The 26613-nt window shown below is 40.6% G+C and carries 22 protein-coding genes and 1 tRNA gene; 12 read left to right on the top strand and 11 right to left on the bottom strand.

The features are described 5' to 3' along the window. Positions 1-16: 16 nt before the first annotated feature. Complete coding sequence (locus tag GM698_RS05045; protein ID WP_176809422.1) at positions 17-610, bottom strand: hypothetical protein; 594 nt, start codon at positions 608-610, stop codon at positions 17-19. A gap of 172 nt (positions 611-782) precedes the next feature. Between GM698_RS05045 and proS the strand changes: the two genes are divergently transcribed. The 4 genes from proS (at position 783) to GM698_RS05025 (ending at position 9422) form a co-directional block, all read left to right on the top strand. Further along, entirely contained in the window at positions 783-2498 is a 1716-nt protein-coding gene (gene proS / locus GM698_RS05040; RefSeq protein WP_209289751.1) for a proline--tRNA ligase, read from the top strand. Between the two features lie 151 nt (positions 2499-2649). Next, positions 2650-4818: a TonB-dependent hemoglobin/transferrin/lactoferrin family receptor gene (locus GM698_RS05035; protein ID WP_209289750.1), complete on the top strand. Its 2169-nt coding sequence runs from the start codon at positions 2650-2652 to the stop codon at positions 4816-4818. A gap of 69 nt (positions 4819-4887) precedes the next feature. Next, positions 4888-6576, top strand: coding sequence for a ShlB/FhaC/HecB family hemolysin secretion/activation protein (locus GM698_RS05030; RefSeq protein WP_209289749.1), 1689 nt, complete (start codon positions 4888-4890; stop codon positions 6574-6576). A gap of 8 nt (positions 6577-6584) precedes the next feature. Beyond that, entirely contained in the window at positions 6585-9422 is a 2838-nt protein-coding gene (locus GM698_RS05025; protein ID WP_176809419.1) for a filamentous hemagglutinin N-terminal domain-containing protein, read from the top strand. 90 nt (positions 9423-9512) lie between these two features. Here the strand turns inward: GM698_RS05025 and GM698_RS05020 are convergent, their stop codons facing one another. Further along, complete coding sequence (locus GM698_RS05020) at positions 9513-9689, bottom strand: DUF1232 domain-containing protein (RefSeq protein WP_176807819.1); 177 nt, start codon at positions 9687-9689, stop codon at positions 9513-9515. Between the two features lie 13 nt (positions 9690-9702). Next, positions 9703-10143 carry an FMN-binding protein MioC gene (mioC, locus tag GM698_RS05015; RefSeq protein WP_176812078.1) on the bottom strand — a complete coding sequence of 147 codons (441 nt, stop codon included), beginning with the start codon at positions 10141-10143 and terminating at the stop codon, positions 9703-9705. Between the two features lie 197 nt (positions 10144-10340). Between mioC and GM698_RS05010 the strand changes: the two genes are divergently transcribed. After that, the gene (locus GM698_RS05010) at positions 10341-11027 is read left to right on the top strand and encodes a CPBP family intramembrane glutamic endopeptidase (RefSeq protein ID WP_176807821.1); all 687 of its coding nucleotides are present in this window, start codon (positions 10341-10343) and stop codon (positions 11025-11027) included. Positions 11028-11097: 70 nt separating this feature from the next. Here GM698_RS05010 and nanA read toward each other — a convergent pair whose 3' ends face one another. The 7 genes from nanA to GM698_RS04975 form a co-directional block, all read right to left on the bottom strand. Next, on the bottom strand, positions 11098-11976 hold the full coding sequence (gene nanA, locus GM698_RS05005) for an N-acetylneuraminate lyase (protein ID WP_176807822.1): 879 nt from the start codon (positions 11974-11976) through the stop codon (positions 11098-11100). Between the two features lie 26 nt (positions 11977-12002). Next, positions 12003-12896, bottom strand: a complete 894-nt coding sequence (locus GM698_RS05000; RefSeq protein WP_209289788.1) for an N-acetylmannosamine kinase — start codon at positions 12894-12896, stop codon at positions 12003-12005. 8 nt (positions 12897-12904) lie between these two features. Further along, a complete protein-coding gene (locus GM698_RS04995; protein ID WP_159628829.1) occupies positions 12905-13591 on the bottom strand; it encodes an N-acetylmannosamine-6-phosphate 2-epimerase in 687 nt (228 codons plus the stop codon). Between the two features lie 384 nt (positions 13592-13975). Then, positions 13976-15307 (bottom strand): Fic family protein, encoded by a 1332-nt coding sequence (locus tag GM698_RS04990; protein WP_209289748.1) that lies wholly within the window; start codon positions 15305-15307, stop codon positions 13976-13978. A 423-nt stretch (positions 15308-15730) separates the two neighbouring features. Continuing rightward, positions 15731-16090 (bottom strand): type II toxin-antitoxin system HigA family antitoxin, encoded by a 360-nt coding sequence (locus GM698_RS04985; RefSeq protein ID WP_176807824.1) that lies wholly within the window; start codon positions 16088-16090, stop codon positions 15731-15733. A gap of 9 nt (positions 16091-16099) precedes the next feature. Continuing rightward, positions 16100-16399: a type II toxin-antitoxin system HigB family toxin gene (locus tag GM698_RS04980; protein WP_209289747.1), complete on the bottom strand. Its 300-nt coding sequence runs from the start codon at positions 16397-16399 to the stop codon at positions 16100-16102. Between the two features lie 154 nt (positions 16400-16553). After that, a tRNA-Sec gene (locus GM698_RS04975) sits at positions 16554-16648 on the bottom strand. A gap of 64 nt (positions 16649-16712) precedes the next feature. On the opposite strand from GM698_RS04975, the gene selA reads away from it, so the two are divergent. The 4 genes from selA (at position 16713) to selB (ending at position 20482) form a co-directional block, all read left to right on the top strand. After that, positions 16713-18110, top strand: a complete 1398-nt coding sequence (selA, locus tag GM698_RS04970) for an L-seryl-tRNA(Sec) selenium transferase (protein ID WP_209289746.1) — start codon at positions 16713-16715, stop codon at positions 18108-18110. A 55-nt stretch (positions 18111-18165) separates the two neighbouring features. Continuing rightward, positions 18166-18336 (top strand): hypothetical protein, encoded by a 171-nt coding sequence (locus GM698_RS04965; RefSeq protein WP_209289745.1) that lies wholly within the window; start codon positions 18166-18168, stop codon positions 18334-18336. A gap of 111 nt (positions 18337-18447) precedes the next feature. Next, positions 18448-18618, top strand: a complete 171-nt coding sequence (locus tag GM698_RS10595) for a hypothetical protein (protein ID WP_238348727.1) — start codon at positions 18448-18450, stop codon at positions 18616-18618. A 16-nt stretch (positions 18619-18634) separates the two neighbouring features. Next, positions 18635-20482 carry a selenocysteine-specific translation elongation factor gene (gene selB / locus GM698_RS04955; protein WP_209289744.1) on the top strand — a complete coding sequence of 616 codons (1848 nt, stop codon included), beginning with the start codon at positions 18635-18637 and terminating at the stop codon, positions 20480-20482. A 110-nt stretch (positions 20483-20592) separates the two neighbouring features. On the opposite strand, the gene GM698_RS04950 is transcribed toward selB, so the two are convergent. After that, positions 20593-22011 (bottom strand): YadA-like family protein, encoded by a 1419-nt coding sequence (locus tag GM698_RS04950; RefSeq protein ID WP_209289743.1) that lies wholly within the window; start codon positions 22009-22011, stop codon positions 20593-20595. A 313-nt stretch (positions 22012-22324) separates the two neighbouring features. On the opposite strand from GM698_RS04950, the gene GM698_RS04945 reads away from it, so the two are divergent. The 3 genes from GM698_RS04945 to GM698_RS04935 all read left to right on the top strand — a co-directional run bounded on the left by GM698_RS04945 (position 22325) and on the right by GM698_RS04935 (position 26590). Next, positions 22325-23287, top strand: a complete 963-nt coding sequence (locus GM698_RS04945) for a TAXI family TRAP transporter solute-binding subunit (RefSeq protein ID WP_176807831.1) — start codon at positions 22325-22327, stop codon at positions 23285-23287. A gap of 202 nt (positions 23288-23489) precedes the next feature. Beyond that, a complete protein-coding gene (locus GM698_RS04940) occupies positions 23490-26126 on the top strand; it encodes a TRAP transporter permease (protein WP_209289742.1) in 2637 nt (878 codons plus the stop codon). A gap of 38 nt (positions 26127-26164) precedes the next feature. Next, positions 26165-26590, top strand: a complete 426-nt coding sequence (locus tag GM698_RS04935; protein WP_176807833.1) for a universal stress protein — start codon at positions 26165-26167, stop codon at positions 26588-26590. Positions 26591-26613: the final 23 nt, after the last annotated feature.

Genomic DNA, 26613 nt, shown 5'->3' with positions numbered 1-26613 from the left:
TTAATAAGACAGGTTTTTACTGCTTATTTGTTTCTGGTTGTTGAGTGGCTTTTTGCTCTCTTTGACCTTCAAGCGATTGTTCTTCTGGTAATCCTTGTTCTTTGTGTGGCGTTGGCTCTTTTTGACCAATCGCTTTTGATAATTCTTCAGGCGTAGTTTGCTGAACAAGTGGTTTACCCTCACTTCCTACCCCTGTTGATTTTGCCGTTGGGGTATGTTCAAGCGTTTTAGCGTGAGTTTCTGGTTTTTGCTCATTGGCTAACGTTTTAGGCTCTGGTTGCTTTTGGTTAGCCTGCGGAACTTCAGCGGGTTGCTGTTGTTGCTGACCTTCAAGCGATTGTTCTTCTGGCAATGCTTGTTGTTTGCTTGGTGCGGGTATGTTTTGCGTATCTTTCGCTTGCTCACGCTTTTCTTCTTTTGTAACAGCTGGAAGCGGCTGTGGCTGCTTGACTTCCAACTCTTTATGCGGATCTACGGTTTGTTGAGACTCAGTTTTTGTTGGTTCAACTGCTTCTACTTTTTCTTCTTTCTTCTCATTATTGCCAATAACATAATTACCGCCAATAAATGCCACTAAAACTAATACAATTAATAAAAATATTTTAGCCATTGTTTATCTCCTTTACTCAGTTTTTCCTATCCTAACACGTTCTGAAGTTAATACACAACAAGCGGTTATTTTTTTATGGGATTTTGCAAAATTTTCTGAAAATCTGACCGCTTTGTTTTAGAATAGACAACATTTTTAAGCTTCTAAAAATATAAAGAGAATAGGAATAACAATGCGTACAAGTCAGTATTTATTTTCAACCCTTAAAGAAACCCCGAATGATGCACAGGTAGTGAGCCATCAATTAATGTTGCGTGCCGGAATGATTCGCCCGATGGCATCTGGGTTATATAACTGGTTGCCAACTGGAATCAAAGTGTTGAAAAAAGTGGAAAATATTATTCGTGAAGAAATGAATAAAGGCGGAGCAATCGAGGTATTAATGCCTGTGGTGCAGCCAGCGGAATTGTGGGTGGAATCAGGGCGTTGGAATGATTATGGTCCAGAACTGTTACGTTTTAAAGATCGTGGTGAGCGTGATTTCGTACTTGGCCCCACTCACGAAGAAGTGATTACGGATTTAGTTCGCCGAGAAGTCTCTTCTTATAAGCAACTTCCGCTGAATTTATACCAAATTCAAACCAAATTTAGAGATGAAGTTCGCCCTCGTTTTGGCGTAATGCGTTCTCGTGAGTTTGTGATGAAAGATGCTTACTCTTTCCACACCACCCAAGAGAGTTTACAAGAAACCTACGATATTATGTATCAGGTTTATAGCAACATTTTTACACGCTTAGGCTTAGATTTCCGTGCGGTACAGGCAGATACTGGCTCTATCGGTGGTTCAGCGTCGCACGAATTCCAAGTCTTAGCTTCAAGTGGTGAAGACGACGTGGTTTTTTCAACCGAATCAGATTTTGCCGCCAATATCGAATTAGCAGAAGCGGTAGCCGTAGGAGAACGCCAAACACCAACTGCGGAGATGACATTGGTCGATACGCCAAATGCGAAAACCATTGCTGAGCTAGTGGAAAATCACGGTTTAACCATTGAAAAAACGGTGAAAACGTTAATCGTGAAAGGGGCGACTGAAGAGCAGCCGCTAATCGCATTAGTGATTCGGGGAGATCACGAATTAAACGAAATCAAAGCACAAAAGCATCCGTTAGTGGCTGATCCGCTTGAGTTCGCTGATGAGGCGGACATCAAAGCAAAAATCGGGGCGAGTGTGGGGTCTTTAGGTGTGATTAACTTGCCCATTCCTGCAATTATTGACCGCTCGGTTGCATTAATGTCAGACTTCGGCTGCGGTGCGAACATTGATGGCAAACATTATTTTAATGTGAATTGGGAACGTGATGTGGCAATACCAGATGTGTTTGATTTACGTAATGTGGTGGAAGGCGATCCAAGCCCAGATGGTAAAGGTACATTGCAAATCAAACGTGGTATTGAAGTGGGGCATATTTTCCAATTGGGTAAAAAATACTCGGAAGCAATGAAAGCAACGGTGCAAGGCGAAGATGGCAAACCGCTTGTGATGACAATGGGTTGTTATGGTATCGGCGTGACTCGTGTGGTGGCTTCTGCCATCGAACAGCACCACGATGAGCGTGGCATTATCTGGCCAAGTGATGAAATTGCACCGTTTACGGTGGCAATCGTGCCGATGAATATGCACAAATCGGAAAGTGTGCAAGCCTTTGCCGAAGAGTTATATACGACCTTAAAATCACAAGGTGTTGATGTGATTTTTGATGATCGTAAAGAGCGTCCAGGTGTGATGTTTGCAGATATGGAGCTTATTGGAGTACCGCATATGGTGGTGATTGGCGAGAAAAACCTAGAAAACGGTGAAATTGAATACAAAAACCGCCGCAGCGGTGAAAAACAGATGATGGCGAAAGAGAATTTGCTTGATTTCTTGAAGGCGAATGTGAAAGCCTAATTGCAATATTTCGCATAAAATTGACCGCTTGTTGAGTTGTCCCTAACAACAAGCGGTTTATTTTTGTATAAAAATAATTTTTATTATTGATAATTGTTCTCAATATAAATATTATAGCCACTTTACTTTATACCTAAAATTAGGGGCTACAATGAAATTATCTAAAATTTACCTTGCGTTATTGGCTAGTTCAACGGCTGGTTATGCTCTTGCTGATCAATCAATCAATCAATCAATCAATCAATCAATCAATCAATCAACTCTTGATATCATTAATGTGGTGGCAACTCGTGACCCGAGTAAATTTGCCGACAATCCGCAAAAAGCAAGCAAAAATAATCTCCTTTCTAAACAAGCTACTAGCATTGCTGATGCGTTAAAAGATAATCCAAACGTCGATATCCAAGGCGGTTCTCGTGCGATTGCTCAGAAACCAAGCATTCGTGGTTTAAGTGGTAACCGTGTGGTGCAGGTGGTTGATGGCGTGCGTCAGAATTTTGATTTGGCACACCGTGGTTCCTATTTTTTACCGATGTCGTTAATTCAAGAAATTGAGGTGATTAAAGGCCCGAGCAGCTCATTGTGGGGTAGCGGTGCGTTGGGCGGCGTAGTGGCAATGCGTACGCCGAACGCGTTGGATTTGCTTAAAAATAACGAAAAATTTGGGGCAAAAATCCACCAAGGCTTTCAAACCGCCAATAATCTGTCTGAAACGGACGTTTCCTTGTTTGCGGCGAATGACAAATTTGATGGGCTGATCACGGCTTTCCGTAACAATGCTGATAATTTACGCACAGGTGAAGGGCGAGAACTAAACAACACGGCATATCAGCAAATGGGTGGTTTGGCGAAACTGGGTTGGCAAATTAACGACACCAATCGTTTGGAACTTTCCCACCGTGAAAGCCGAATTAAACAAACTGCACCGAGTAATAACGAGGTGGAAAATCCACTCACAAATGAACAGATTGTAGCGGAAATCGGTAGATTTCACAGTACGGTAAACCCAGCCGATCCGCAATACGCACAAAAATTGGCGGATTTCTACGCAGGTGTGACTTCCCGTTTCGGGAGTGTGAGCTATTTAACCGATCAAAAAATTACCGATAAAAGCACGGCACTTCACTACTATTTCAATCCATATAATCCTTATATCAATGCTCAATTTACGGTTTATCGTAACAGTACCAAAGAGAAAGAAAAACGTCAGTTAAGCGGTGTGAAAGATCAAACCAAACTCAATACCACGGGGTTGAATTTGCGTAACCATTCAGAATTACCAGGGTTATCTTTGGTATATGGCGTGGATTATATGTTGGATAAAGTTGCAACTCAACGTGGTAGAAATAATTCAGATGCACAATATCGTGCTAATCCTTATGAGGCAAAATCTAAAACCACAGGTGCTTATTTGATTGCACATATTCCGTTGTTTAACGAAAAAGTCGTCTTTTCTCCGAGTGTACGTTACGACCATTTCAACACTTTAAGTGAAACGGTGAAATACAAAGATAGCCATTTATCTCCTGCTGCAAAACTAACTTGGAAAGCAACAAATTGGTTAGATTTAACTGCTAAATATAATGAGGCATTTCGTGCACCTTCAATGCAGGAGCGTTTTGTTAGTGGCTCACATTTTGGGGCGAGTTTTATGGGCAGAAACATCAATAACACCTTCGTGGCTAACCCGAATTTGCGTCCTGAAACGGCGAAAAACAAAGAAATTTCCGCCAATTTCCACTTTGATGGCGTCTTTACCGAAAACGATAAACTCAATGTGGCGGTGACCTATTTCCGTAACGACGTGAAAGATCTGATCAATCTGCAATTATTCAAACAAAATTCAGCAGATCGACGCGAAATTCCGCCGAAATTGTCCCAATACCAAAACATCGCCAACGCTCGTTTAGCTGGGGTTGAGTTGAAAGCACAATATCAAACCGAGCGTCTCGGTGTGTTTGCGGACTACGGTATGACCAAAGGTAAAGACAGAGCCACAGGCGAAGCTTTGTCTAACATTTCGGCAGGCAAAATCGGGCTGGGCGTAGATTATGCGGTGGTGAAAGATAAATTCACCGTAGGGGCGAAAGTGACTCGCTATAACGCTCAAACCCGCGTGCCGAAAAACCACGGAATGACCTACCAAGGCTACACATTGACCGACCTCCGTGCCACCTACGCACCGCTGAAAGGCGAGTGGGCAAATCTGCGTTTAGATTTTGCAGTGGAAAACTTGTTCGATAAAAAACATTTACCGGCATTTAGCCTGATGGAAGGGGCAGGACGCAACGTGAAAATAAGTGCAGGTTATACCTTCTAATATAAAGGGGAGAAGGATTGACAAGCGGTCACTTTTCCCCAATTTTTTGCAAAATTGATAGGAGATACAATGAAATTTAATTTATCGGCGATCGCAAGTGCGATCGGTTTTGCCCTTGTTTTGAATACCTCAGCGTTTGCAAATGTACCCAACGCTGGTACGCTGAATCGCGAATTGGAGCAGCGTAACATTCAGCCGAAAATCAAACCAAGCGGTGAAATGTTCAACCAAGCCAGTAAAACGCCACACACCGCACAAGATGGGCAGGGGCTGAAATTCCCGCTTTCCCGTGTGCAAATTTTCGACCGTGATCAACAAGAAACCTCCGCTCCTGAATTGGTAGGCGTTTTGGCGAAATATGTGGGCAAAGAGGTCTCGCTGGCGGATTTAAACCATTTGGCGAACGACATCACTGAGTTTTATCGCAGTAACAACTATTTGGTTGCCAAAGCAATTATCCCACCTCAGGAAATTGAACAAGGTGTGGTGAGAATTTTGCTGTTAAAAGGCAATATGGGTGAGGTTCGGCTGCAAAATAACAGTGCCTTGAGTGAAAAGTTTGTCGCTCGTTTAGCGAATACGACGGTCAATTCAACCGAATTTATTTTAAAAGACAAGTTGGAAAAATTAGCTTTGACGATGAACGATATTCCTGGCGTGAATACCAGCTTGGAACTTTCCGCAGGCAAGAAAGTTGGCGAAGCGAATTTATTGCTTAAACTCAATAATGCCCAGCGTTTTTCGGGGTATGTGTCGGCGGATAACCAAGGTAACAAAACCACAGGACGTTTTCGTTTCGCGTTGGGGGCAAAAGCCAATAATTTGATTGGTTGGGGCGATGAATTGAAGTTGGATTTGATTAGCTCCAACAATGCTAATTTGAGAAATGCCCGTTTGGATTACTCTTCGCTCATCGACGGCTACGCCACCCGTTTGGGTGTCACAGCAAATTATTTGGCGTATGAATTAGGCGGCAATTTCAAAGATTTGCAATCAAAGGGGAACTCACATAGTTTTGGTGTGTATGTGTGGCATCCGACCATTCGTACGCCAGATTTCCGCTTAAATACCAAAGTCAGCTTTAACCACCAAGCCTTAACTGACAAACAGCAAGCCGTTGATGTGGTGCAAAAGCGTAAGCTCAACAGTCTCACTACGAGCATTAATGGGGCGTGGAACAACATCAAAGACGGCACGAGCTATTTTTCACTGTCGGCATTATTTGGTAATTTAACTAACCAAACCAACGAGAGAACACACTATGTGGTAGATGATTTCCAGCCGAAATCCCGTTTCACTGTCTATCAATATAGCTTGTCACACGAGCAAATGCTGCCTAATGCCTTTGGCTTCACTGTTGGCGTGAATGGGCAATTTACTGACAAAACGCTCGACAGCTCGCAAAAAATGCTACTGGGTGGCTTGTCTGGCGTACGTGGCTATCAAGCTGGTATTGCTTCGGTGGATGAAGGGCATATGGCACAAATAGAACTCAAACATTATTTACCGCTCTTTTCCAAAAGCGTGCTGACCAGCTCGGTTTTCTATGATTACGGCATCGGCAAATACTATAAAAATAGTCGTTTCTTGGCAGCAGGCGTGGAAAACAAGGTAAAAGTACAAAGCCTTGGGGTGAGCTTCTCGCTTTCGGCGGCAGGCAACTATGCGGTGAATGTGAGTGCGGCAAAGCCGTTGGGTAACAAGATCAAAAACGCAGACAAACACCAGTTTGGATTTTCTGTGATTAAAACATTCTAGGAGGAAATATGTTTAAGTTAAATGCCATTTCTTGGACGATTTTGACCGCTTGTAGCGGCTTGGCTTACGCCTCTACGCCAAGTTTGCCACAAAACGGCGAGGTGGTTGTTGGTGCGGCTGCGATCAATACCAGTGGCGATAAAATGACGATAGATCAAAGTACCCCAAAAGCACAAATCAACTGGAATAGCTTTGATATTGGTAAAAATAACGAGGTGGAATTTAAACAGCCGTCAGAAATGGCGGTAGCTTACAACCGTGTGACGGGGGGCAATGCTAGCCAAATTGCGGGCAAACTGACCTCCAATGGTAAGGTGTATTTAGCGAACCCAAACGGTGTGTTAGTCACCAAAGGGGCTGAAGTGAATGTTGGCGGTTTGTTGGTCACAACGAAAGACTTAGAACAAATCAGCGAGAAAGGGGATAAAGATAAATTTACCCGTAAATTGCAAAAAGAAGGACAAATCCGTAATCAAGGAAAAATTACCGCAAAAGGCGAACGGGCTTTCGTGGTATTAGTTGGTGATGATGTTGTTAATGAAGGGGAAATTACGGCTGAGCGTTATTATCATAAAGAAACCAAGAGAGTTAAAGGTTGTCATGATGACCCTTGGAGTTGGAATGGAAAAACCTGCTACGATTATGAGCAAGACATTGTCAAAAGTACCAGTGGTGATGTGAATTTATCTTCAGGTGAAAATGTGACCTTTACCCTGCGTGATGGTTATATTGATGTGGCATTAGATGAGAATACGGTAAAAAGTATCATTAAAAATGAAGGCATTATTACCACTGATGGTGATATTACGTTGACGGCCAAAGCACGTAATCAGGCATTGGATAGTTTGATTATAAACGATGGTGTGCTGCAAGCGAACCAAGTCGTCAGTAAAAAAGTGGGTACTGTTGTGTTATCAGCAGGTGATATTCAGTTAAATGAAAAGAGTGATATAAAAGCGGAGAACTTGCATTTTTCTGAACCAGCTACCTTTGGACTAAAAGAGAATATCAACGTCAGTTCTCAAAAAGGGGCTAAAGTCACAACCCCTAATTTGCATATCAAAGGAAAAACAGTGCATTTGACTGGCGATTTCGGCCGTCAGAACAACACCGACTTATATACCCACGACCAAACACTCAAATCGACAGTTCATATTCAAGTTCCCAATACGGAAGATATTCGCATTGCGGATAAAGATAATGGTGGAGCAGGCTCATTTATCCAAACAGATGCTTTAAGCTCATTGTTGGCGAATAATGGTCGAGTCAATATGCAAGGTAACGGGTTTGATATTTCAGGCAATATCAACATTGATTCATTTAAAAAGACAGATGGGGTATTGAAGATCACCAATCAAGGGAATATTAATATTCATAATGCAAATATTAATTCAACTGGCCGATTATTTATGATCACAAGTTTGCAGAATACGGTAGATTTTAAGTCAAATATCAGTATTAACGACAGTAAATTTAATTTAGGTAATGGGGCTATTGGCTTAGGACGCAGTGCGAGTTCTCGTGATTTCTTAGATGATCGCCATTACAAAGTTGAAGATAAACAACGTAAGAAATTTAATGTTGATATGAACAATGTTGAATTTAGTCAAGTTGATGATGTTGTTGTGGTTGGTGGTTTTGATAAGGTCAATTTAAATCACATTAACGCTACGGGGCAGACCAACTTTTACATTGATTCTGGTAACACTCGAGAATATATGAGATATAAACGTGGCAAACAAGAAGAGATGACCCTTTATGAATATGGCGTATTAAATTTAGATACGCGTACGCAATTATCCAGACGTAACCAAAACAGAGCCCGTTGGATATCTCATGCGACTATAGAAGACGATATTCACAGAGAATACAATCTTCGGTATGATTTGTTTGCCGCTAAATTTAACAACCGAGCACCAGTTGCAGATACGGAAATTAACATTTCCAATAGTAATATCAAGCTAAACAATGGTTTTGTGCATTTGATGGCTGAGAAGATTAAGTTGGATAACAGTAATATTGATATTGCTTTTAATAAAGATAACAGTATGGATGAGAGCACCCAATTTAACCGGATTGGATTTAACGGCAAAGTCGCAATGAAAAACTCCCATATTAAAGCTGTTGGTGAAGAGAAAAGTGGTATCTCACCAAACCCGCCTTATGCCGCTATGTTCTTAGTAGGTGAATTAGAGGGTGAGAAGAGCTCCATTTTTGTGAAATCCCATCAAGGTTATGCGTTTAGAACGGATGGTGACTCTCGACTTACAGGAAAAAACAACAAAGATGACTTGAAAATTACCGCAATTACAACTGGTGGTCGAATGGGTGCTGAAGTGATGGTAAATGGTTTGCCTGGATCGATAGATAATGATGCGAATTCCGCTAATATGGCATTTACCGTTGGTGATGCGGCACGAACCAAAACGGTAATTGAAAATGCGACCATTACAGCACTTGCACCCAATGGCGGTACAGCGTATTTAAGCTTTTCTGAGGCGCTTATTGATGTCAAGCCAAGCGCAGATTTTACCTTTTTTGAATTGCCAAGAAATAAAAACTTAAATCAAGCTGATATTAAAGGCAATTCTACTAAACTCAATTCTCGTGATTTTGCCCGCCTTTACGACCGCATCAACGGCGTGAAAGCCAGCAGCCTTTCTGCCGAGCAATTAGGCGTAGCGGATGCCAGCAAACTGAGCTTGAGAAACAGTAACGTTGAGAATCTGGACATTGAAAACCTGGTTTCCATCACTGTTTGTGATGAAAACAACCAATGCGAAGACCGTATGCTGGGTAAAAAGACTGATTCAAGAGTGAGTGTGGGAGAAATATTATCCGAATAAGTTGATTCTCATAAAAGGGAGCGGTAGCTCCCTTTGTTTTTGATGTAATGTTGATTTACAAGCGGTTATTTCTTACTAATTTTTTGCAAATTATTCTAAAATCGTTTTAATCAACAGTATAAGGGCTGTGGCATCATCAACTAAACCGAGTGGGCCTAAAATCACTTCAGGCAAAATATCAATCGGGCTGAACATATAAATTAAGATAATCGCAATTTTAATCCACTTCATTTTGTTAATGGGATGTTTTGCTTGAATTTTGTTCATTTATTTATCTATCCTATAGATTGGTTATAAAAGAGGGTAGCCACTCCTCTGCTGTGGCATCGTGGTCAAAATTATTGACTACGTCAATACGTAAAGATTCACAAACCTGTATTGCCCCTTTTGCTTTTAGTGCTTCTTCAGCAATATTGACCGCATTACAAAAGGTATCGTAATCAGAGCTGCCTATCCCAATGATGCCAAATTTCATTGGGCTTAAATCAGTAGAACTGTTGGCTAAATCTGTAAATAATGGTTGGATATTTTCTGGTAATTCGCCAGCTCCGTGGGTGGAAGTGACCACAATTAAATGCGATCTCCCTTTAATATCTGACAGCTGAGCTTGATTAAACAATGTTACTTCAATGCCTTGTTTAGTTAATATATCGTTAATATGATCGGCAACATATTCCGCACCACCAAGGGTGCTACCTGTAATAATGCAAATAGACGTCATTTTAAACCTCTCTTAAAAAATAGATATTGTATTTTGAGTGACAATTTAGATTTATTATAGGTCAATTATGAGGTTAGTGCTTCTTTAATTATGGTTAATAAATCTAATTTAGATGTAAATGCAATTTACTTGTATTAAAATCACCGCCTTATTTTTAAATAATAAAATGAAAAAATATTAGACTAAAAGGAGAGCGTATGGTAGTTCAGAAGATAAAGTATCTGACATTTAAAGATATTATGGTATTAACCCTCATTTTCTTTGGTGCATCAATTTATTATTCTTCTATCGGATATATTGAGTTGCTTGATAATAATCAGGTTGCCCCTGAAATATCGGTTAATGATTTAGCGAGCTATCATATAACCGTTGTGCAGGGTATTTTGTTGATGATTGCTTGGTTGTATTTACGTTGGCGTAATTTTGATTTTAGCGTATTAAATTTTAAGGTTGATCGTTACACATTACCGATGACTTTAGTGCTCGTATTGGTAGCAGGTGCTATTGCAGATATTTATCAATATTTACATTCATTCGTTATACCAGAGCATTACCCAGAAATAGATGAGTCATATTATCAACGCATTAGTTATACCCCTGAATTAATCATCACATCATTGGTTAATGGTTTTTTTGAAGAGATTTTCTTTATAGGGTTAGTCTTTGCGGTGCAACCTCGATCTTTTCCTAAAGCATTAATCTTAAGTATTGTGGTTCGTTTTTTATTCCATACTTACCAAGGTATTGCAGGGGCTTTAACTGTGACAACACTAGGAATATCATTTTGGTTATTTCGCCGAAAAATGAATGTGCTTGTACCTTTTTTTATTGCTCACGCCGTCTTTGATATTTGGGGGCTAAGTGCATTAGGATTCTTCCTATAATGACTTGAAAAAAGCACCTTAAATAATTTATTTAAGGTGCAATAATTAAGAGGATGTTATTTCTTATACATTATAAGAATTTTGCTTTTAACTCTTTCGCTCGAGCTAATTGTTGCTCGGTTGCTTTTGCCGTCATTGGCTCACGGCAGAAGCCTGCATCAACACCTTCTAATTTTAATAACTCTTTAATCGTTAAATATAAGCCGTTTGCTAAAATACCTTCAATTAAATCGTTTGTAACGTGTTGAATTTCAAGTGCTTCTTTGATCTTACCTTGTTGAGTTAATTCAAAAATTTGTCTTGCACGCACACCGTTTACGTTAAAGGTTGAGCCGATAGCACCATCTACACCAAGAGAGGCTGCTGGTAACATCATTTCATCAAAACCAGCCCAAATTAAGTGATCAGGATAGGCTTTTTTCAAGCGTTCTAATAAGTAGAAATCACCCGCTGTAAATTTAACCCCTAAGATTTTCGGGTTTTTGTAAAGTTCACCGAACTGCTCAATACCGATATTCACACCTGTTAAGAACGGGATAGAATAGACAATCATATTATTGCCTGTTTCTGCAATAATTGTTTCGTAGTAATGTTTGATTTCAGGGAAGCTGAATTTATAGTAAAACGGCGTAACCGCAGATAAAGAATCGTAGCCTAATTCTGTGGCGTATTTACCTAATTCCACCGCTTCTTTTAAGTTTACGCTACCTACTTGTGCGATTAATGCAATTTCATCTTTCGCTTCATCTTTTGCAATGCGGAAAATTTCTTTTTTCTCTTCGGTAGAAAGCATAAAGTTTTCACCCGTTGAACCGCCAACATATAAGCCGTCCACTTTCATTTTATCAATGTTGTGGCGGATAATTTGGCGTAAACCTTTCTCATTAATTGAGCCGTCTTCGTTAAAAGAAACGAGTAACGCACTAAAAATACCTTTTAAACTTTTCATTTGAATCTCCGGAGTTTTTGAAAGAGTTAATTGTTCTTAAAATGATGTTCAGCCCACCAAGCCGCACCGATTAAACCTGCATCTTGCCCTGATTTGGCATTGTCTAATGCACAGTGATAAACAGCGGGAAGCTCGGTGAGATAGTGTTGAACCAACGGCAAATACCCTTTTGCCAAGCCAACACTACCCCCTAACACCACTTTTTGAATATCTAAACTGATTTTTAAATCAGCAATTAAATTGGCAATCGCTTTTGCAGATTTTTCTACTAATTCGACCGCTTGTTGATTACCTTGTCTGAAACGCTCAAACACTTCTTTTGGTGAGCAAGGGGAATCCCATTTGCTAGAAACCGCCTCTATGGCACGCCCTGCCGCTATGGCTTCTACACACCCAACTCGACCACAACCGCAAACAGGGCCATTAGGATCGGCAAGGGTATGACCAATATGCCCTGCAATGCCATTTGAGCCAATTTGCAATTCGCCGTTTAAAATAATGCCACCGCCAACACCGGTGGAAACGGTAATAAAAACAAAATTTTTGACCGCTTGTTGTTCTTCATTTAAATATTCCGCACAGACTGCTGCTTGTACGTCATTTAATAATGCAATTGGCTTATCAGTATGGCGAGCAATACTTTCTTCTAATGGAAACTCAGCTAAACCGCCCAAGTTTTTGGGGTTTAATGCAGTAAGCACGCCCTTATTGATAATACCTGTTGAGGCTACAGCAATAAAATCAAATTGCCCTTGATAGGCGTGTAAAATCTCGCTAATGGTTTGGTGCAAACTTCCTGCTTGATCGGCTTGAGATTTATCTGTTGGAGTTTGAATTTGCTTGCGTTGTTGCACTTGGTTGTGCTGAACAATCGCAGTGGCAATTTTTGTGCCTCCAATATCAATCGCTAAACAACGCATATTTACCTCTACTTTTGGGCTGATTTCACAGAGTTGGCAAACCAACTAACGATATGCTCTAAGCGAGTTAATGCTGAACCAACGGTAACATAATCCGCCCCGATTTCCATCGCGACTCTGGCAAGTTCTGGCGTATTGTAACGCCCTTCTGCCATCACATTACAACCCGCTATTTTTAAATCTTTCACTAATTGATAATCTGGTTCATCAGGCACTTCACCGCCTGTATAGCCCGACATCGTACTGCCAATAATATCAAAACCCAGCTGTTGGCAATGCAAACCTTCTTCCAAATTAGAACAATCTGCCATTGCTAAACAACCTTTTTCGTGAATGCGTTTTACAGCATCTTCAATGCTCACAGGGCGAGTGCGGAATGTGCCATCAACGGCAATAATATCTGCACCTGCATCGGCTAACGCATCAATATCTTCTAAAAATGGGGTTATACGAACTGGGGAATCAGGCAAATCACGTTTTACAATACCGATAATCGGCACATCAACGGCTGCACGAGTGGCTTTTAAATTCTCTACCCCTTCAATGCGAATCCCTTTTGCTCCACCAATAACGGAAGCAGCTGCCATTGCAGCAACAATTTCAGGTTTATCCATCGGACCATCATCGACAGGTTGGCAAGAGGCAATTAAGCCGTGTTGGATTTTATTTAAAATGGTATGACGAGATGCTGACATAATCTTTTTCCTTAGTGCAAAAGTCGTCAATAGACTAGATTTGTTATGAAGAAATACTCCAAATAATTATAATCTAATAAACTTTTACTACAAATAGGAAATTAGAAAAATGTGAACTAGATCGCATTTTTCATCAAAATATTTTTGAGAATGGAGAGAAGAAAGAGAAATGGCGGAAGTGTATGGGAGTCAAATTAATAGGTTAAATTTTTGATTTTAAATGTGTTTTTATTTTACCCTTAAGTTCTTGTTACTTATCTTGTTACTTTTTTTCATTGCTGCCCACATATTCCGTCATCATCATTTTGTAATTCAGAAATTTGGCTGTAGCAAAGTGATGGACAATAAAAAGCCTTTAGAATGTAACTTCTAAAGGCTGGTTGATTATTGGGTTTGTAACCGTTCGATTAAATCACTAGGGGCAATGTAGCTTATGCTGTTGCCGGTCTTGAATTGACCTAATAGATTAAGCTCAAACAATTCCTTTAAATCGCTTCTAGCTGTGTTTTCTGATATGCCGTACTCGTTGCAGATTTCTCTTGCGGTAAAGATGTAGCCTTTTTCTTTAATCGCTTTTTGCAGTATCTGAATTTGTCTATCGTTGAGTTTAATAGCAGTTTTGGCGGTAAATTTTGCTATCTCCCCCATAAATGCGTTGAACCGCTTTTGCTTTTCACTAATAAACCGCTCTAGGTCGTTAATGGCTCGCTTAATGATGTGAGCTTGATAGTAAATGAAATAAGTCAAATCTAGCTCGTCTGTTTCGCTGTAGAGGTAAGATAACGCATATTGTTTCGGGGCTTCTTTGAGTAGTCTGCTGATAGAGATATATTCAAATAGCCAGTAGCCCGATTTCAGCATATACCAGTAAAACAAGGCTCTTGCGGTTCGTCCGTTGCCATCCCCGAAAGGGTGGATATACCCAATCAGGAAATGCAGCAAAATAGCTTTAATCACTGGGTGAATGAATTGCCCTTTTTCTCCGCTATGGTCTGCATTCGCAAATTCACAATAGGCGGTCATTAGTGCTTTTAGTTGGGTGTGCGATGGCGGCTGATAGAGTTGGTTTCCGTCATTATCTGAAATGAATATATCATCATCTTTCCTAAATTCTCCTGCAATGGCTTTATTCTCAATGGCGTTATGCGTTGCCGTGCGGTGTAGCTCAAGGATAAGCTCAATAGAAAGCGGTTCATCTTTGAGCTTGATCGCCTCTTTCATCAAGGCATAGTTATTCGCAATCATCATTTCGCCTTTGGTTTTGGGCTTTCTTGCAGTTTCTAGCATCTCTTTTGCCACTTTGCGAGTAGTAACCGCCCCCTCTAGTTGGGCTGAGGTGATAGCTTCCTCCATTACAAGCGATTTCAATAAAAAACGGTCTTGTTCGCTTTTATTTAAGCCAGTAAGCGTGCTTGTTCCTACATTTCCGCCAGTTGCTTTATCGATGAAATGAAGTTGAGCCTGCAGACTATCTGGTACACAAAATGAAAATTCGCACTCGCCTACTCTTAACGCATTTTTTAGCCCCTTGCGGTTTAGCTTGGTGGCAAGCCATTTTATTTCGCTATCTTTAGGGTACACATATTTGAATTTATCCCACGCCAAATAACGCCCCTTTTCATCGGTAGCTTTGAATTGCGAAAGAAAGGGCAAAACGTCATTAATTGAATATTGCTCTAAAAGCGTGTCGAGATTTGGCGGATAGGGTAGTTTCATAACGAAAGCCTCAATTTTTAAAAATTGCGTTTAATTCCGCATTATGTGCTGATTTTATTATTGTGTAAAGCGGCGGTTTATCGGGGGCTTTTGAGGATAATAACTAAGGGCATTTACAAGGAAGCTAAACTGCCAATCGGTAACCTCTATTCAGACGTAGGGGCAATTGAGTATATTTTAGCCCTGTTGTGTCCTATTGGGGATAAAATAGTTCCAGAAGATGATGCTTAGAAAGTCAAAAACTGTCAAAAACCACGCCGCCGCAACCCCTCGGGAGTACCTTGTTAATTTTAACCATAGCATATCGACATCCACCATCATAGAAGCCGCTAAGAGTGATATAAAAGCGGTCATAAAGTGTTGATAAATTGATAAGGAAAGGCAAACAAAAAGCCGTTAATCTCTCAATCAACGGCTTTGTAACTAGGCTTGAATCAATATATCCGCCCCTATGCCTAGCTTGCTATGAAGTTGGCGGATCATATTTAGCGTGAGAGGTCTAGTTTTGTTAAAAATCTCATACACTCTATTGGGTTTGCCTATAATACCATCTAGGTCTTTAATCTCTAGCCCTTGCTGTTCCATTCTAAATTTAATTGCTTCTATTGGGTCTGGTAGTTCAATGTGATAGTGTTTGCTTTCATAGTTTTCAATTAAGCTAATCATTACATCAAAATAATCTACCTCTTCCCCTGTTAACTCTTCCTCACGGTCAAATAGAGGCTCAATTGCTTTTAATGCTTGCTTATAGTCTTGTTCTGTTCTAATCGGTGTAATATTCATTTTCTGCCCCTATAGTTCTATTTCGTCTGCGTTGATACGGTCATATTCTGCGTGTGTGACTATAAACTTGATGTAAACCGCTCCTAATCTAAATGCAACCGCCACAATTAGCCTATGGTCGTTTCCTTTGATATTAAACACAACACGCCTATTTTTTAAGATACTGGCATTTTTATATTGTGCCTTAATATCGTGAGCTGTCTGCCAATTAGCTTTTTTTACCTCAGCTACCCACGATTTTAGAGGTTGTTCCGTTTCAGGGTGTTTTGTGTAGTAGTCTATTAATGTTGAAGTTGAGATTATTCTCATAGTTTCCCCTGTTGGTTTGTTGCTATATTTTAATCCCATTTTGGGATTGTGCAAATTACATTTTAAAAGAAGGTGAAAATCAAAATATCTATATATAGAAATAGGTTAGACCATTACAAGTTATGAACGCTGGGGAATGTTAGAAAACAAGGGTTGGCGGAAGTGCATGGGAGTTGAACCCACCCGAGAACGCTGGCGTCCTCAACAGGATTTGAAGTCCTGCCACCTCACCGGAGATGACGCACTTCCGAATGTGTAGCAATATTGTACTTTATTTATTAGAATAATCCAAAATATTCTCTTAATAAAAATTATGCAAAAACTATTCAGACAAATCCCCTCTCTTGATTTGCTACTAAAAAAGCCACAAGCGGTCGAATTATGCCAAAAATTTGCTTATTCTACGGTTGCAGAACAAGCACGATTATTGATTAACCAAGCCCGTCAATTTATCGCTCAGCATCAAGCATTACCGAACTTTATCTCAGAGGAAAAGGCATTTTTCTGCATATTAGAAAGCAATCTGCAAGCCTTAAGCAACGTTAAGATCAGAACGGTTTTTAATTTAACAGGCACCGTGCTACACACGAATTTGGGGCGAGGGCTATGGTCGGAAAACGCGATTGACGCTGCCACAAACGCAATGCGGCATCACATCGCATTAGAATTTGATATTGATGAAGGAAAACGATCGCATCGAGATAATTATATTTCTGAGCTTTTGCAAACCTTAACAGGAGCGGAGGCGGCTTGTATTGTGAATAATAATGCGGCGGCGGTGTTGCTAATGCTTGCGACTTTCGCACAAGGCAAAGAGGTGATTGTTTCTCGAGGTGAATTGGTGGAAATTGGGGGGGCGTTTCGCATTCCAGATATTATGCGTCAAGCTGGGTGCAAATTGGTGGAAGTAGGCACAACAAACCGTACGCATTTAGCCGATTATCGCAACGCAATCACTGAAAACACTGCCTTTTTGATGAAAGTTCACACGAGCAACTACCATATTGAGGGGTTTACCAGCTCGGTATCGGAAGAAGCGTTAGTGGCACTAGGAAAAGCGTTTAATTTACCTGTCGTGACAGATTTAGGTAGTGGCTCATTAACCAATATGCAAGCGTTAAATTTACCTAATGAACCGTTGGTACAACAAAAAGTCGCAGCAGGTGTAGATTTAGTTTCTTTCTCGGGCGATAAATTGTTGGGCGGCCCTCAAGCAGGCATTATTGTAGGCAGCAAAACGATGATACAACAACTGCAACAACACCCACTTAAACGTGTATTACGTTGTGATAAAGTGATTTTATCTGCCCTTGAGGCAACGCTTCGCCACTATTTATTCCCAGAAAAATTACCCGAAGCCTTACCTACACTCAATTTACTCACTCAATCGCTCGAGGAGTTACAGAACAAGGCAGAACGCTTGAAAAACGCCTTAAACAAGCGGTTAAATGCCGATTATATTTTGCAAATTGAACCAAGCCTCGCCCAAATTGGCAGCGGAGCGTTACCAACCGAAAGGTTGCCTTCGGTTGCGGTGACTATTTCTGCTGAAAAACAGCGCGATTTGCTCGCACTCGAAAAACAGTTCAAAACCTACCCAAGCCCCATTATTGGACGCATTGCACAAGGAAAAATGTGGTTAGATGTGAGATCGGTTGCCCAGTTTGAGAGGTTAATTGAGATGTTGGGGAATCACAAAACCAAACCTTGAACACTTTAGTTAAATCAGGCTAGAATATTAACCAATGAATGACAAAGGGGGATATATGGATCTTACGTTATTACACAATGCTGCTCAATTAGAAAAACAAAACCGTTTTTATACAGATGATGAGCTTGAATTGTTATATAAATTAGAGAACGGCTTAGTGGAAACCAAATCTCATCATCAAGTAATGGAAGATTTGCGTAAAAAATTAGGGTTGTCTGAAAAATGATGAAGTTTGATTATGATATTGTTTGGCTGAAAAAGGCAGAAATAAAATTATTTCATCAAACTGATTATATTTTACAACAATCTCAAAATCCGATTATTTCTGAGCAATTCTATGATGCAATTAAAAGCGAAGTCGATAAACTCTTATACCGCAGAGGTTTATCGACTTCGCAAGAAAAAAGAAATTCCGATTTTAAACGGAAAGTATCAAGTAAAATTCCTGATCGGTCAGGAAAATGTCTATATCGTGGATTTCAAATCCTCTCGTCAAAATAGTTACTAATTTCACAAGGATTTCTATGATTATCTGCACCGCAGGTCACGTGGATCACGGCAAAACCTCGCTTTTACACGCCTTAACGGGCACCAATACCGCCCATTTGCCCGAAGAGAAAAAACGTGGGCTAACGATTGATTTAGGCTATGCCTATTTACCTGTTGAGAATGATATTTTAGGTTTTATTGATGTGCCAGGACATCAACGGTTTTTATCCAATATGCTGGCAGGGCTGGGCAGTATTCATCACGCGTTGTTGGTGGTTTCTGCCGAAGAGGGTATTAAGCCGCAAACCGAAGAGCATTTAGACATTCTCCGCCTGCTGAATTTTCAGCACATTATGATTGTGATCACCAAGGCAGATCGTGCGAGTGTCGAGCAAATTTCGTCATTAATTGAAAAGGTGAAAACAGCGTATCCATTTTTAGCACAGGCGAAAACGTTTGTGACCTCTGCCAAAACCTTGCAAGGCATTGAGGAATTAAAGGCTTATTTAACGCAATTCAATCAACATAATCCTCACACAAACAAGCCATTTCGCTATGCGATTGACCGTGTTTTTAATATTAAAGGTGTAGGTTTAGTGGTAACAGGCACAACGGTTGCAGGCAGTGTGAGCGTGGGATCGGAGTTGTTTTTATCGAACGGTAAAACGGTTCGAGTAAAAGCCATTCACGCCCAAAACACCCCCTCGCAAACAGGCTCTGCAGGGCAGCGTTTGGCGTTAAATATTGCGAATGTTGAAAAAGAGCAGATTAAGCGTGGCGATTGGATAACAACGCTTGAGCCTCACTTTGCCACCGATCGCATCACGGTTTCACTTACGCCCAACCAATCTTTTAAAGAAAACAGCATCGTCCACATTTACCATTTTGCCCGCCATATTACAGGCAAACTCAATTTGCTTGAGGGGAAACAAGCGGTCAAAAATCAGCAATTTTTTGCAGAAGTGATTTTAGACGAGCCGCTGCATATTGCCATAAACGACAAACTGATTATCCGAAATGGAGATGACAGCCAAACATTAGCAGGGGCGGTGGTGCTAGAAATCCACTCACCCAAACGCCACAAACGCACCGATGAGCGTTTAGCGTGGGTAAAAAATCTTGAAAAAACGACCGCTTGTGATGATTTTGCCGCACGTCTTAATCTCTATCTGCAAAAAAAAGCCATTGATTTGCCATTGCTATTATGGGCGGAGCAATTGACTACGAAAGCGGTGGCAAAATTAGGGTTTGATGTCTCTTCAAAATGGCTATTTAATCACGAATTTAAAGCCCAAGCCCAACAACGGGTGATAGAAAACATCACAACCTACCACCAACAACATCAAGATCAAATAGGCGTCACCAAAGCACGGCTTTATCGTATGGCATTATTGGATTTGCCCGAAAGTTTAGCCAATCAATTTATTGAAGAGCTAGTGGCAGAAAACCGATTAGCAAACAGCCGAGGCTGGTTACATTTGCCAGAACATCGTATTGAATTTACCCATACTGAATGGCAATGTTGGCAACAAATTCGACCGCTTTTTGAGGCAACCAACCAAGCACTTTGGGTGCGTGATGTAGCAAGCCAGCTTTCTGTAGAGGAGGGGCAAATGCGTAATCTTTTATATAAAGCAGGAAAATTAGGCTATCTTATTCCTATTGTGAAAGATCGCTTTTTATTAAGTGAACAAATCAGTGAATTCGCGACCTTAATTAAGCAGCTTGTGGCAAAACAGGGGGATATTTCAGTCAATCAATTGCGTGATGAATTAGGCTATGGGCGAAAATTAACCGTGCAGTTAATGGAATATTTTGATCGTTCAGGCTTTTTAAGACGTAAAGGTGATGTGCATTTATTAAGAGATAGTAAAACGTTTTAGGTAGGGGTAAAGCTAAAATAAACCGCAATAAATAACGCATAAATGAATGCACAAAAAAGGCACTTGCCAAACGCAAGTGCCTTATGTTTTACACAATCATTTATTAATGATTATTTCCAGCGGTAACCTACACCTGCACCTACTACTGGAGAGCCAGATGTGGTTGCAGAAGCACCTACTTTATAGTTAAATTTACCGCTATTAGAGTTACCTGTTAAACCGATAGCAATCGCTTGTTGGCCGTTGTAATGGCCTGCACCTGCGGTAATGTAGTGAGCACCTTTTTCGCCCGCAGTTGGCATCATAGATAACGCCGCTGTGCCTGCAATACCTGCACTCAGGTTTTTATTCAGTTTGTTCACTCTGGTTTCTAACGCACTAGTTCTGTTTTCTAACGCAGATACTCTGGCTTTCGTTGAGGTAAGATCTAAGGTTTGATTTTGGAAGCTGTTTACTGAAGTTTCTAGCATATGAATCTTAGCTTTGTTGTGTACAATATCAACTTTATTAGCTAGAACTGTATCTGTTAGAACGTCTACATGCTCTTTATTCGCTGCAATGTTCTTTTTGTTTTCTGCAATATCAGCTTTGTTCGTTGTACTAGCAACTTTGTTGGCTAAAGCACCTTCAGCGACGCTATCAAGATATGCTTTATTTTCTGCGATATCGGTTGCATTGTCATTAACTATGTCTTTAAGACCGTTTACATAACGTGCTGTTGCATCAATGTCTGCTTTGTTCGTTGTACTAGCGACTTTGTTGGCTAAAACACCTTCAGCGATGCTATTAAGATATGCTTTATTTTCTGCAATATCGGTTACATTGTCATTAACTATGTCTTTAAGACCGTTTACATAACGTGCTGTTGCATCAATGTCTGCTTTGTTGTGTGCAATATCAACTTTATTAGCTAGAACTGTATCTGTTAGAACGTCTACATGCTCTTTATTCGCTGCAATGTTCTTTTTGTTTTCTGCAATATCAGATTTGTTCGTTGTACTAGCGACTTTGTTGGCTAAAACACTTTCAGCGACACTATCAAGATATGCTTTATTTTCTGCAATATCGGTTACATTGTCATTAACTATGTCTTTAAGACCGTTTACATAACGTACTGTTGCATCAATGTCTGCTTTGTTGTGTACAATATCAACTTTATTAGCTAGAACTGTATCTGCTAGAACGTTTATATCCTCTTTAATATCGTACATTGATTGACTTGAGCCAGCTAATGCTAAAATTACATCTGTTGCAAATGACTTCAAGCTTAATTGTCCTTTTGCGTTACCCAACTCAGCTAATTGTTTACCTATACCTGATGGGTGTGACGTGATATCAGGTCTGGCAAGCTGCTGAATTTTATTGTTATCAAGCTCAAACTGAACATCTTGGGCCATACTTACACCACTTGCGACGGCAAGCGCTAATGCGGTGGCTACCACGCGTGATTTTGAGCGAGACGTAGCTAATTCTGAGCAAGCCACAGATTGACCAAGTGCGTTTTTCTTCACTTTAAAAATTTTGTTCATAATAGAAACTCCATAAAAAATTGAATTGTATACAATAAAAATTTCTTGCAAGTTCTTATGGGGGTAACAAACAAGAAATACTAGCTAGTGATGATCATCATATAAGTATATAACCACGATCAGCCCTAATGGTAGTGTTGAATGTGGTGGTTGTCAATTTGTTTTCAGTTTTAGCCTGTTTTTTGTGTGGGGGGCGAGAAAAATTGTTTTACTAATCAAATAATCTGTGCTAAAAAATTGCCTTAGTTTTTATGGTGTTTTGAGCGTTTGCTTAAAATAAATGCTTTTTTATGCTGATTTTTAGGAGCCAATCATGAAAAAATTAGTCAAACTTTCTTTTCTTGCCAGCTTAGTAATGGGTGGGGCATCTGTTCACGCGGCTGAAACGTTTGTGACTATCGGTACGGGTGGTCAAACGGGGGTTTATTATGTGGTAGGGCAGTCGATTTGTCAGTTAGTAAACCGTGATACGGCAAAAACTGGGGTGAAATGTAATGCACCATCAACGGGCGGCTCGGTGGCAAATTTAAATGCGATTGCAGTGAAAGAAATGGATATGGGGATTGCTCAATCAGATTGGCAATACCACGCTTATAATGGTTCAAGCTCATTTGAGGGGAAGAAAAATGATAAAATTCGTGCCATTTTCTCCCTTCATCCCGAGCCGTTTACCGTAATGGCACGGACGGATTCGGGTATTACCTCTTTCGATGATTTAAAGGCAAAACGGGTGAATGTGGGTGACCCAGGTTCGGGCACGCGTGCAACAATGAATGTGATTTTAGCCGCAAAAGGTTGGACGGATAGAGATTTTAAAGTGGCCTCCGAATTAAAACCTGCAGAAATGGCATCGGTTATGTGTGATAACAATTTAGATGCGATTACTTATAACGTGGGGCACCCAAATGGGGCATTAAAAGAAGCCGCTGCGTCTTGTGAGGCAAAATTAGTGCCAGTGGTGGGGCCTGAAATTGATAAATTAGTTGCCGATCATTCTTACTATGCAAAAGCAACCATTCCTGGTGGGTTATATAAAGGCTCAGATGAGCCAACAGACACCTTTGGGGTGTATGCAACGTTGGTAACATCTTCTGATGTGGATGCCGATAAAGTGTATACCGTGACTAAAGCGGTGTTTGATAATTTTGATCGTTTTAAACGTTTACACCCAGCATTTGCGAATTTAAAACAAGAAGAGATGATTAAAAATGCACTTTCTGCCCCTTTGCACGAGGGGGCGGTGCGTTATTATAAAGAAAAAGGTTGGATGCAGTAACCTTTGTATTTTGTGATGTGGGTTTAATCAGCACGTTTTGGCGTGCTGGTTTTTTTGCATTTATGGACTGTGGATAATTTATCAATTTTTTCGTTTGATTGATAAGTTATCCATAGTATTTAGCTTAGCAAGCGGTCGTTTTTTGAGAAAATTTGCAGATTTTTAGCAAAATTTGACCGCTTGTGTTGTTGAGGAATCTGTTATGTCGGTTGAATCTAAAGCGGATTATGATGACCTGCAAGATATGGTGGCATCAAATGATACAGGGGGGCGAACCCCCTCTGGTTTGGCGAAGAAGGCGATTGTGTATGGGGCTATTCTTTGGTCTCTCTTTCAAATTTATTATGCCTCTCCATTGCCGTTTGTGTTCCAAGAGTGGCTCACTCAATTAGGCTTTTCGTTGAATGTGGTGGTGGATGATACGAAAGCTCGTTCTATCCATCTGGCGTTTGCGGTGTTTTTAGCCTTTTTGGCTTATCCTGCCTTTGCAAGTTCCCCTAAACATCGGATACCGAAGATCGATTGGGTATTTGCGATAGTGGGGGCTTGTTTGGCGTTGTATTATATTTTCTTTTATGATGGATTAGTTAAACGTTTCGGGGCGCCTAATACGCAAGATATTATTGCAGGCTGTTTGGGGATTTTATTGGTGCTTGAAGCCACTCGCCGTAGCCTTGGCTTGCCACTTGTGATTATTGCGATGGTGTTCTTGGTTTATAATTTCTTTGGGCAGTATTTTCCTGCTGATTGGATTGTAAGCCATCGTTCTGGTTCTCTTTCTCAAATCATTAACCAGCAATGGATTACCACAGAGGGGGTGTTTGGGGTTGCATTGGGTGTTTCCACTAAATATGTGTTCTTATTTGTGTTATTCGGTGCGTTGTTAGATAAAGCAGGGGCAGGGAATTACTTCATTAAAACGGCGTTTGCTTATTTAGGTCACTTGCGTGGTGGTCCTGCAAAAGCCGCAGTGGTTTCTTCGGCATTAACTGGTTTGATTTCGGGTTCGTCTATCGCTAATGTGGTGACAACAGGCACGTTTACCATTCCAATGATGAAACGTGTGGGCTTTAGCAAAGAAAAATCGGGTGCGGTAGAGGTTGCTTCATCAGTAAATGGGCAGATTATGCCGCCTGTTATGGGGGCTGCGGCGTTTTTGATGATTGAATATGTGAATATGCCTTATAGCCAGTTGATTACACACGCGTTTTTACCCGCGTTGATTTCTTATATCGCCTTGGTGTATATCGTGCATTTGGAAGCCTGTAAAATGAATTTGCAAGGCTTGCCAAGAAGTGAGCCGCCTAGCCCAATATTGGTGTTTTTATTAAGAGCAGTGACCTCAATTTTAGTGGTGTTAGCTTTGGTGATTGGCGTTTATTACGGTTTAGGTTGGATTCGTGCCATTACGCCTGATTTTGCCTTTGGGATTGTGTGTGCTTTATTAGCGGTGTGGTATTTGTTAGCCATTCGTCGGGTGGCGAGCTTTCCTGATTTAGAGGCAGATGATCCAAATTCAGGTATTGTGTCGTTACCGAAGAAAAAACCAACGGTAAATGCTGGCTTACATTACTTAATTCCTGTTGTGGTATTGCTTTGGTGCTTAATGGTTGAAATGCTTTCACCAGGGCTTTCTGCATTTTGGGGAACCGTTACGCTGATTTTCATTCAATTAACTCAGCGTCCTTTACTACACGTTTTCCGCAAAGAGGCGGTGACGGTTGAACTTGTCAAGCAGGGGCTAAAAGATGTGATTGATAGCCTTGAGGCAGGTGGTCGTAATATGACGGGTATTGCCTTAGCTACCGCAACGGCAGGGGTGATTGTGGGTGTTGTTGCATTAACAGGATTTGGTGTTCAGCTTTCAAGCGTGATTGAAATTCTGTCAATGGGTAACATTGTGTTAATGTTGATTTTAGTTGCCATTTTTAGTTTGATTTTAGGAATGGGATTACCTACAACGGCAAACTATATTGTGGTGTCATCATTAATGGCAACCGTGATTGTGGAAGTAGGGCGTCAAAATGGATTAATTGTGCCACTTATTGCGGTGCATTTATTTGTGTTCTATTTCGGGATTATGGCAGATGTGACGCCGCCTGTCGGTTTAGCCTCTTTCGCTGCCGCGGCAATTTCAGGCGGTAGCCCAATTAAAACAGGTTTAGTGGCTTTTTTATATAGTTTGAGAACCGCAATTCTTCCGTTCCTATTTATTTTTAATACGGATTTATTGTTGATTGATCTTCACTATCCAGGACAGGGTTGGTTGGTGTTCTTTACTGCAACGGTTGGGGTGTTAGCGTTTACCTCGGCAACCATGAATTATATTTTAACTAAAAATAAATGGTGGGAAACGGCATTACTTGTGATTGCAGCCTTTGCATTATTTCGCCCAGGCTTTTTTATGGATCGTATTTATCCGTCTGAACGTCATATTGAGCCAGTGCATTTTGAAGAACAGTTGCTTGAAAGTCAGGTAGGTCAAAATGTGACCTTAAAAGTGAAAGGGTTAAATCCTTACGGTAAAGAAATTGAGTTTTACGCTCAATTACCTGTACCAGAAGGCTCAACGGGTGAAGAGCGTTTGAAAAACGTAGGTTTAACGCTTATTCAAACCGATGAGAAAATTCACGTTGATGGTATAGACACGCCAAAACTCGTGATTGATATGGTTGAAATTGATTCTCCAGCCGCTAAAGCTGGCTTGAATTGGGATCAAACGTTACTTTATGTGGCTGTTCCACAATCCGCTCCAGCGAAAGAGTGGATGTTCATTCCTGCTTTATTGGTTGTGTTTGGTGTTGTGGCAAACCAACGCCGTAGAGTGAAAAAATCATAAATAAAAGGGAGGCAATGTCCTCCCTATAGGATTTAATTATGTATAACAAAATACTTATTGCCATTGATTTAACCGATCTTAAAAGTGCAAAATATGCAGTCGATACAGCATTGCAGATTACCGCAAATAATCCAAATGCGGTTTATCGTGTGGCATCTATTATTGAGCCGGTAGATAACAGTTTGATTTCCGCTTTTTTGCCGAAAAATTTTGATAAAGAAGTGGTTGCAGAAGCGAATCAAAAATTGCACGACTTTACTAAAGCCCATTTTCCTACGGGCTCAAAAGTGCAGCACATTGTGGCGTATGGCACAATTTATGAAGAAATTTGTCGTATTGCAGAAGAGAAAGCGGTCGATTTAATTCTGATGCTTGCAAGTAGTAAGCCGAATGCGAAGGGGCTGAGTTCTAATACGGTAAAAGTGGCTCGTAATAGCACTAAACCAATTTTAGTTTTAAGATAATAACGCATTCAGTTACAATAGTG

Source organism: Mannheimia sp. ZY171111 (assembly GCF_017750945.1).
Classification (GTDB): domain Bacteria; phylum Pseudomonadota; class Gammaproteobacteria; order Enterobacterales; family Pasteurellaceae; genus Mannheimia; species Mannheimia pernigra.
Note: the sequence above shows the minus strand (reverse complement) of the source record. Positions and strands in the feature narration are given on the sequence as shown.

Excerpts from the sequence above, each read along its gene's own strand:
- GM698_RS05045 (WP_176809422.1), bottom strand. The coding sequence starts at position 610 with ATGGCTAAAATATTTTTATTAATTGTATTAGTTTTAGTGGCATTTATT.
- proS (WP_209289751.1), top strand. The coding sequence starts at position 783 with ATGCGTACAAGTCAGTATTTATTTTCAACCCTTAAAGAAACCCCGAAT.
- GM698_RS05035 (WP_209289750.1), top strand. The coding sequence starts at position 2,650 with ATGAAATTATCTAAAATTTACCTTGCGTTATTGGCTAGTTCAACGGCT.
- GM698_RS05030 (WP_209289749.1), top strand. The coding sequence starts at position 4,888 with ATGAAATTTAATTTATCGGCGATCGCAAGTGCGATCGGTTTTGCCCTT.
- GM698_RS05025 (WP_176809419.1), top strand. The coding sequence starts at position 6,585 with ATGTTTAAGTTAAATGCCATTTCTTGGACGATTTTGACCGCTTGTAGC.
- GM698_RS05020 (WP_176807819.1), bottom strand. The coding sequence starts at position 9,689 with ATGAACAAAATTCAAGCAAAACATCCCATTAACAAAATGAAGTGGATT.
- mioC (WP_176812078.1), bottom strand. The coding sequence starts at position 10,143 with ATGACGTCTATTTGCATTATTACAGGTAGCACCCTTGGTGGTGCGGAA.
- GM698_RS05010 (WP_176807821.1), top strand. The coding sequence starts at position 10,341 with ATGGTAGTTCAGAAGATAAAGTATCTGACATTTAAAGATATTATGGTA.
- nanA (WP_176807822.1), bottom strand. The coding sequence starts at position 11,976 with ATGAAAAGTTTAAAAGGTATTTTTAGTGCGTTACTCGTTTCTTTTAAC.
- GM698_RS05000 (WP_209289788.1), bottom strand. The coding sequence starts at position 12,896 with ATGCGTTGTTTAGCGATTGATATTGGAGGCACAAAAATTGCCACTGCG.
- GM698_RS04995 (WP_159628829.1), bottom strand. The coding sequence starts at position 13,591 with ATGTCAGCATCTCGTCATACCATTTTAAATAAAATCCAACACGGCTTA.
- GM698_RS04990 (WP_209289748.1), bottom strand. The coding sequence starts at position 15,307 with ATGAAACTACCCTATCCGCCAAATCTCGACACGCTTTTAGAGCAATAT.
- GM698_RS04985 (WP_176807824.1), bottom strand. The coding sequence starts at position 16,090 with ATGAATATTACACCGATTAGAACAGAACAAGACTATAAGCAAGCATTA.
- GM698_RS04980 (WP_209289747.1), bottom strand. The coding sequence starts at position 16,399 with ATGAGAATAATCTCAACTTCAACATTAATAGACTACTACACAAAACAC.
- selA (WP_209289746.1), top strand. The coding sequence starts at position 16,713 with ATGCAAAAACTATTCAGACAAATCCCCTCTCTTGATTTGCTACTAAAA.
- GM698_RS04965 (WP_209289745.1), top strand. The coding sequence starts at position 18,166 with ATGGATCTTACGTTATTACACAATGCTGCTCAATTAGAAAAACAAAAC.
- GM698_RS10595 (WP_238348727.1), top strand. The coding sequence starts at position 18,448 with ATGATGCAATTAAAAGCGAAGTCGATAAACTCTTATACCGCAGAGGTT.
- selB (WP_209289744.1), top strand. The coding sequence starts at position 18,635 with ATGATTATCTGCACCGCAGGTCACGTGGATCACGGCAAAACCTCGCTT.
- GM698_RS04950 (WP_209289743.1), bottom strand. The coding sequence starts at position 22,011 with ATGAACAAAATTTTTAAAGTGAAGAAAAACGCACTTGGTCAATCTGTG.
- GM698_RS04945 (WP_176807831.1), top strand. The coding sequence starts at position 22,325 with ATGAAAAAATTAGTCAAACTTTCTTTTCTTGCCAGCTTAGTAATGGGT.
- GM698_RS04940 (WP_209289742.1), top strand. The coding sequence starts at position 23,490 with ATGTCGGTTGAATCTAAAGCGGATTATGATGACCTGCAAGATATGGTG.
- GM698_RS04935 (WP_176807833.1), top strand. The coding sequence starts at position 26,165 with ATGTATAACAAAATACTTATTGCCATTGATTTAACCGATCTTAAAAGT.